Here is a 7,421-nt window from a genome sequence, read left to right as displayed (position 1 = left end):
AGCTCCGATGAATGGGTGTTTATTAGGTGATAATTAATTGTCTACTCATTCTTTTTTTTGGAGGAAGTTTTTCTATTGTCGTCCTTTGTAGGGTAAAACAATTTATATAAAATTTGAATGAGCTGAAAAAATGGAGATTTAATTAAAAGTTTTACTTTTTTTAAATTGTTTTATTTATATTATTCGAAATATTTAAGGGGTCAATTTCTCTTTTTTTCATATTTATTTGGTAAACTTGATAAATTTAATTTTTGAAATATGATAAGCGTAGACTTGATTGCAGGGGCTCGCCCTAATTTTATGAAAATTTCTCCCATAATAGATGCGATAAACGCAGCTGCAGGAGAAGGAAAAGCAATAAACTTTAGACTGATCCATACTGGGCAACATTACGACAAAAACATGTCCGGAAGTTTTTTTGAACAGTTGGGGATTCCTGAACCGGATGTCAATCTTGGCGCAGGTGGGGGAACTCAGGCTGAGCAAACAGCAGCCATTATGATTGGCTATGAGAAATTGCTGATGGAAGGAAATAAACCTAACCTTTGTCTGGTGGTGGGAGATGTGACATCTACAATGGCCTGCACCATTACAGCCCAAAAACTTCATGTAAAAGTGGCTCATGTGGAGGCAGGGATAAGGTCCGGTGATTGGTCCATGCCCGAAGAGATTAACCGTATGGTTACGGATAGTATCACGAATTATTTTTTCACTACTTCAGAAGTGGCCAATGAAAGCTTAAGGAAAGCTGGTGTTGAGGAAGAGCGAATCTTTTATGTGGGCAATACCATGATTGATACTTTATTAAAGCATAGACCTAGATTTCAGAAGCCGGAAGTATGGGATAAAATCGGCTTGGAAAAGGGAAAATACATAGTAATGACTTTGCATAGGCCTGCCAATGTTGACCAGGAAGAAAAACTGAAAGAATTGATTCAAGAAATTATAGACCATTCAGGTGGCTTGCCATTAATTTTTCCTGTTCATCCCAGAACCAAGAAAATGCTACAAAACCTGGGTATATCTCATGAAAGACTGCATATGATTGATCCTCTGGGGTACTTGGAGTTTAACTTCCTTGTTGAAAGTGCAAAGGCGGTGGTTACCGATTCAGGGGGGATCACTGAAGAAACCACAGTTATGGGTGTTCCTTGTATGACCTTGAGAGACAATACGGAGCGCCCTGAAACCATCACAGAAGGAACCAATGAATTGCTTGGAACTGATCCAAAAGCCATAAAGCCTTCCATGGAGAAATTGTTTTCCGGGAATTGGAAGAAAGGGCAAATCCCTCATTTATGGGATGGCAAAACGGCTAAAAGGATTGTAGATATATTGCTCCAGAAGTTGGGGTAATGCCTTGACCTAAAGTAAATAATTTCAATTTATTGCCCTTTCTGACAATAGAAAATTATTTCTTTTTCAGGAAGGGCATATTTTTTTATTATTTCTTTCGGCAACTGCTTAACAAAGTTGTTTTCAGATACCATTAAACCAGATTGACTCAACCTTTTGGCATAATCTTTACCGTATTTTCGGACATGATCACTTTGACCAAACACCCGTTCCCTTTCTTTCGGATCTGTAATGCTTTCGTCTTCCAGCGTCACTTCTTGTTCGTATACCGGCGATTGGATAATTCCCCAACCATTGGGCTTCAGAACTCGATTGATTTCGGTACAAGCTTTTATGTCATCCTCTACATGTTCCATAACATGGTTGCAAAAAACAACGTCGAATGAATTGTCTTCAAAGGGGATTTGATGAATGTCCATTTTTACATCCGCCAAAGGTGATTCTATATCGCCGGTAATATATTCCAGGTTTTTCAATTTTTTAAAGCGACCAAGAAAACACAACTCTGGCGCTACATGTAAGACGCTTTGTGGGGCTGTAAAAAAGTCAGTTTCCTTCTGTAAAAAAAGCCACATCAGCCGATGTCTTTCTAAACCCAAGCAGTTGGGACACAGTGCATTTTCTCTAGCTTTTCTTCCATAGGGTAAAAATTTGCGAAATCCTTTTTGACAGATATTGCAGGTTACAGTTGATCCTTTATAAATCACTGCAGCGATCTTTAGAAAGAAATGGCTAAAGAGTTGTAAATATTTTCTAGGAATATGGCGTATTGTCCAACTAATCATTGATTTCATATTGCAAATATATAAGGTAGCTTGGAAATGGCACTTCCTTAGGCGAAAATGATTATTTAACCAGTTGGAAGCTTTTTACTTAAATTTAAATGTTAACTGAACACTTAAATTATTATTCTAGTGGCTATATAAAATGCTATGTGGAGATGTTTTAGGTTTCACAATGGCTAAATTTGAATGTATTTAACACAATCAATATGAAAAGGAATCTAATATACGTCGCTCTTGGAAGCATATTGGTCATCGGAGCCTTGTATTTTTTCTTTGCTTCAGGAAGTACCGGAGTAGAAAATAATATTTTGGCAACCGTTGATGAAGGGGAATTTCGTGTAGAGATCACTACTTCCGGAGAATTAGAAGCACTTCGTTCTGTTCAGGTATTTGGTCCGGCTGAGGCAAGGAGATTTCGAATTGGAAGCTTTACCATTGACAAAATGGTGGATGAAGGAACGGTAGTACAAAAAGGAGATTTTATTTGTTCTATAGATAAAACTGAATTGTTCGGCCGTTTAGAAGATAGAAGATTGGACTTAGAACAAACAAAAGCACAATATGAACAAGTTCAGTTGGATACCTCTTTGAATTTACGTGTAGAACGAGACAATATTCTAAATCAGCAATACATTGTTCAGGAACAAGAATTGATTTTAGAGCAATCACAGTTTGAACCACCTGCCATTATCAAACAGAATGAGTACAATGTAGAAAAAGCCAAAAGAGAGCTGGATCAAGCCAAAGAAAGGTATAGAATTAAAACCCTTCAAGAAAAAGCCCGCATGATGGAAATTGCAGCCAAACTCAGAGAGGATGAGTTGGAGGTGAAGCAAATGGTGGAAGTTTTGGATAAATTTGTAGTAACAGCTCCTCAGGATGGCATGGTGATTTATGTGGATTATAGGGGCTCAAAGGTGAAAGAAGGCTCCCAAATCAACTCTTGGAATCCTGTTGTAGCTACTTTACCGGACCTAACCACCATGCAAAGCATTACCTATATCAATGAGGTGGACATCAGAAGGGTTAAGGTAAACCAACAAGTTGAAGTGGGAATGGATGCATTTCCGGATAAGAAATACACAGGCGAGGTGAAAAAAGTGGCCAATGTAGGGCAGCAAAGACCAAACTCTGATGCTAAAGTTTTTGAGGTAATCATAGAAATTAACGAAAGCGACCCGTTGCTGCGTCCTTCCATGACCTCTAGCAATACCATTATTGCAGATAAATTAGACGATGTGCTATACGTACCATTGGAAGCGGTAAATGTGGCCAATGATAGTATCAATTATGTTTACCTAAGAAATGGAGTCAAGCAAGAAGTATTGTTAGGGATGACCAATGCCAATGATGTAGTCATTGAAAAAGGGTTGAGTCAGGGACAATATGTTTATTTAAATACCCCTGATTGGGGAGAAAACATTGCCATAAATTTACTAGAAGAATTGAATGGTAAAAGAAATCTTGACCAAAAAGAGGAGGAGGAAGAGCCATTGGCTACAGTGACAGATACTTACTAAACTGGATTTTTTAAATTTTAACAATCTCCTTAAAAAACCAACCAAGATTTATGTTCAATGAAAGGTTATTAGCAAATTTCTACATTGCTTTCGAGGCTGTATTGGCCAATAAGGTTCGGTCATTATTGACTGCTTTGGGAATTATTTTTGGTGTGGCAGCGGTAATAGCCATGCTGGCGATTGGAACCGGAGCCCAGCAGGAAATTATGGAGCAAATCAAGCTTGTTGGGGTAAATAATATTGTAGTCGAACCTATTGTTGAGCAGATTGAAGAGCAGGTAGATCAAGATAGCGGAATGGAGCGCGAGAAAAGTAAATTTTCTCCAGGGCTGAAGTTGGAGGATGTACAAGCCATTCAAAACGTTATTCCGGGAATCAATCGCATTAGCCCTGAAATTGTCATGGATACTTATATTGTAAAAAGTGGCATTCGCCGTTCTGCGAAGTTAGTGGGGGTGGATGTTGCTTATTTCGATGTGTTGGATTTTCAATTAAGAGAGGGTCGCATGTTCAGTAAGAAGAATCTTGTTGAAGGAAACCCTGTTTGTATCATTGGCAGAAATGTGGCAGCCAGATTTTTCCCCAATGAAAATCCCATAGGCAAACGAATAAAAAGCGGAAGCCAATGGTTGGAGGTAATCGGAATCTTGGAAGAGCGACTTGTTTCTGAATCCAGTATCTCCAAATTAGGGATAAGGGATTTCAATATGGATGTTTATATTCCTATTCAAACCATGTTGATCCGATATCGAAACAGAGATCTGGTCACTGAATCCAGGTTAAATGATTCCAATAGTAACAGCTCCGGCAATTATCACCAAATTGATAAATTGGTTATTCAAGTTTCAGAAAGTGAGCTCCTTAATCCTACAGCAGAGGTTTTAGCAAAAATGCTGGAAAGGAGACATTTTAATGTGGTTGATTTTGAGATCACCATCCCTGAGCTATTACTCAAACAGCAGCAAAGAACTCAGAATATTTTTAATATAGTACTTGGAGCAATCGCAGGTATCTCTCTACTAGTGGGAGGAATAGGGATAATGAACATCATGTTGGCTTCTGTGATGGAAAGAATAAAAGAAATTGGCCTAAGACTTTCGTTGGGAGCAAAAAAGAACGATATTGTAAATCAATTTCTGTTCGAGTCAATTATGATCAGCGTAAGTGGAGGACTGTTAGGTGTTATATTAGGTGTGGTTTTGGCACACCTTGTATCCACTTTCGCAGATTTCCCTACAGTGATTACTTTAAGTTCCATCGTTTTGTCTTTTGGTGTAGCAGCCACTGTTGGATTGGTTTTTGGGATCACTCCGGCAAAGCGCGCTGCAAGTCAAGACCCTATAACTTCTCTACGTTATGAATAAAAAATATTTATCAATTACAATTGCCCTTCTTTTTCAGATTGCTTTTTCTGCCTCTGCCCAAGAAGTGGTAAGTTATACACTTGAAGAAATTATCGAAAGGGCTAAAAACCAATCCCCCGCAGCCCTAAATGCGGATACCAGAAGGGAAAATAATTATTGGATTTATAGATTATTTCAAGCTGATTATAATCCTCAATTGCGTTTGGAAGGGACACTCCCGCGTTACTCTCAATCCTTCACTAATGTTACCCAGCCGGATGGTACCATTGAATTCAGAGAAGTGCGACAAAATTTCGCGGATCTTGAGTTAGGGTTGAGGCAGGTTATAGCCCCTACCGGCGGTACCTTATCAGTCAATAGTTCAACGAGTAGATTTGATAACTTTCTGTCCTCAGACGCTGAAAACCAAACAAGATGGAATGGGGTACCTGTGAATGTTCGTTTGACTCAACCTATATTTGCTTACAATCGCTACAAGTGGGACAAAAAAATTGATCCTATTAGGTATGAAGAAAGTAAGCGGGAATATGTAGAAGAAATGGAACAGATTAGCAGGGTAGTGACCCAAATGTTTTTCCAATTTCTTGTTGCCCAAGTGAATTTGGACATTGCAACCAAAAACTTACAGAATTCAGAGGCCATACTAAAGATTGAGCAAGGCAGGTATAATATAGGGACCACTTATGAAGATAAATTACTTCAGGTAGAATTACAGGTACTTGAAGCCAGGCAGGGAGTTGCCCAGGCAAAGTTGGATATGGAGTCATCTTCTTTATCTCTAAAATCTTATATTGGCTTGAATGAAAATACCAAGCTAAATTTGGTATTGCCCAGTGTAATTCCTGATTTTGATGTCGATGTACAAAAAGCCATTGAATATGCTTTTCAAAATCGATCGGATGCGATCAGATTTGAAAGGCAAAGAACGGAAGCTGAAGCTCAAGTCGCTCAAGCAAGAGGGCAAAGGTTTCAAATGAGTTTGAATGCCAGTTATGGTTACAATAAAGCAGACCTAATGTGGTCAGGCATTTATTCCAATCCAAATACCCAAGCCTTGGTAAGTTTAGGTATTAATGTACCCATTCTTGATTGGGGTAGAAATAAAGCCAGAATGAGTATCGCCAAAGCCAATCAAAAGCTGACCGAATTTGAAATTGAGCAGGACATTATCAATTTTGAGCAGGAAATTTTCACCAAGGTGAGGAACTTTATCATGCTTAAAGATCGGGTGGAAATCACAAAAACTTCTGATTTGGTGGCCGATAAGCGTTATGAGATTTCATTCAGAAGGTACCAAAGTGGAAATGTGACGATTACAGATCTAGGCATAGCCCAGCAAGAAAAAGATAAAAATAGAAGAAGTTATGTTGAATCCTTGAGGGAATATTGGGTGGCTTATTATGAGCTCCGTGAGCTTACCTTATACGATTTTGAAGCAGATAATCTTTTGTATACCCCTGACATGGGCTTTATGGAAGATTAATTAAATAAGTAGGCTGTTGTGCTTATTAAAGTTTGGATTTAGTTTTTTTTCACTAACTTAAATAGGTGACATTAACAATTTTCTGTTCTGTGAAATTTCCCTTAGAAAGCCTGTAAAATAAAAGACTAGAACTATAAAAAAGCATCCTTAAAACGGATGCTTTTTTATTTATGGCCGGCTAATCCGGAAAGAAGCATCTAAATTTAAATAAAATCCTTGTTCAAATAATTTACTCTTAATGCGGCCAAGGCTTGGTAATTCTTTCTTTGATATAGGCTTTATAAGAATTTCCCAAACAGTAAATTCCTGCCCCAAATAAAAGGGCAATATGAAAAAGGCCGTTGTTATATACACCTAGAATGGCGCCGAAAGCATCTAAAAAAGAATGGGACCGTAAAATATGATCTCTTACCCAGCCTATTGAAAAAACAACCCGTAAAAAGATGGACAGTATAGCCAATACCCCGGCAGCTATTCCAATAACAGGTTTTTTGTAGTGAATAAGCAGACCAAAGGCAGCAAACGTTTCGATAGCGGCCAAAATTATTGACCAAAATAGGTTGTATTCCAATGCTCCTATTAATTTTAGCTTAGTGAAGCCTCCAAATAATAGCAGACAGGCCAGAGATATTCTAATAATATGACCTCCTATGGCCTCAACTTTCAGATATTTTAAGAATGTTTCCAAGTAATCAATATAAGAATTATAGCGAAGTAATGCATAAAGGATGCCATTTTTATTCTCTTTTCCAATTAATTGATTTAATCAGAAAGAGAAATACCATAATGCTCCTAATTTGAGACTTTATTTCGATCATTTTGCCAGTATCAATGCCAGGTTTCCTGCGTTAGTCGGTGGTTGAATGGAATGTTTAACACCTCCTTTTAACGATATGGACTCTCCCCATTCTGA

Annotated in this window: 6 protein-coding genes; 4 read left to right on the top strand and 2 right to left on the bottom strand. The window is 38.1% G+C overall.

Annotated features, from left to right (window positions below; genetic code table 11):
• The first annotated feature begins 258 nt into the window (after positions 1-258).
• Positions 259-1,356: a UDP-N-acetylglucosamine 2-epimerase (non-hydrolyzing) gene (gene wecB / locus AAC037_RS15335; RefSeq protein ID WP_339903800.1), complete on the top strand. Its 1,098-nt coding sequence runs from the start codon at positions 259-261 to the stop codon at positions 1,354-1,356.
• Positions 1,357-1,385: 29 nt separating this feature from the next.
• Here the strand turns inward: wecB and AAC037_RS15330 are convergent, their stop codons facing one another.
• The gene (locus AAC037_RS15330) at positions 1,386-2,150 is read right to left on the bottom strand and encodes a class I SAM-dependent methyltransferase (RefSeq protein ID WP_339903799.1); all 765 of its coding nucleotides are present in this window, start codon (positions 2,148-2,150) and stop codon (positions 1,386-1,388) included.
• A 197-nt stretch (positions 2,151-2,347) separates the two neighbouring features.
• Between AAC037_RS15330 and AAC037_RS15325 the strand changes: the two genes are divergently transcribed.
• From AAC037_RS15325 to AAC037_RS15315, 3 genes are read left to right on the top strand one after another with little or no spacing between them, the layout of a single operon-like run.
• Entirely contained in the window at positions 2,348-3,661 is a 1,314-nt protein-coding gene (locus tag AAC037_RS15325; protein ID WP_339903798.1) for an efflux RND transporter periplasmic adaptor subunit, read from the top strand.
• Between the two features lie 50 nt (positions 3,662-3,711).
• Positions 3,712-5,025 (top strand): ABC transporter permease, encoded by a 1,314-nt coding sequence (locus tag AAC037_RS15320; protein ID WP_339903797.1) that lies wholly within the window; start codon positions 3,712-3,714, stop codon positions 5,023-5,025.
• Positions 5,018-6,508, top strand: coding sequence for a TolC family protein (locus AAC037_RS15315; protein ID WP_339903796.1), 1,491 nt, complete (start codon positions 5,018-5,020; stop codon positions 6,506-6,508). Before AAC037_RS15320 ends, AAC037_RS15315 begins: the two co-directional genes overlap by 8 nt.
• Before the next feature lie 235 nt (positions 6,509-6,743).
• Here the strand turns inward: AAC037_RS15315 and AAC037_RS15310 are convergent, their stop codons facing one another.
• Positions 6,744-7,196, bottom strand: coding sequence for a hypothetical protein (locus AAC037_RS15310; protein WP_339903795.1), 453 nt, complete (start codon positions 7,194-7,196; stop codon positions 6,744-6,746).
• Between the last annotated feature and the right edge of the window lie 225 nt (positions 7,197-7,421).

The sequence above is a fragment of the uncultured Cyclobacterium sp. genome (assembly GCF_963976465.1).
Taxonomy (GTDB): Bacteria; Bacteroidota; Bacteroidia; order Cytophagales; family Cyclobacteriaceae; genus Cyclobacterium.
This window is presented reverse-complemented; position numbering and strand designations above follow the sequence as displayed.

What these genes read in the sequence shown, in the direction of transcription:
- AAC037_RS15330 (WP_339903799.1), bottom strand. Translation starts at nt 2,150, where the DNA reads ATGAAATCAATGATTAGTTGGACAATACGCCATATTCCTAGAAAATAT.
- AAC037_RS15325 (WP_339903798.1), top strand. Translation starts at nt 2,348, where the DNA reads ATGAAAAGGAATCTAATATACGTCGCTCTTGGAAGCATATTGGTCATC.
- wecB (WP_339903800.1), top strand. Translation starts at nt 259, where the DNA reads ATGATAAGCGTAGACTTGATTGCAGGGGCTCGCCCTAATTTTATGAAA.
- AAC037_RS15315 (WP_339903796.1), top strand. Translation starts at nt 5,018, where the DNA reads ATGAATAAAAAATATTTATCAATTACAATTGCCCTTCTTTTTCAGATT.
- AAC037_RS15320 (WP_339903797.1), top strand. Translation starts at nt 3,712, where the DNA reads ATGTTCAATGAAAGGTTATTAGCAAATTTCTACATTGCTTTCGAGGCT.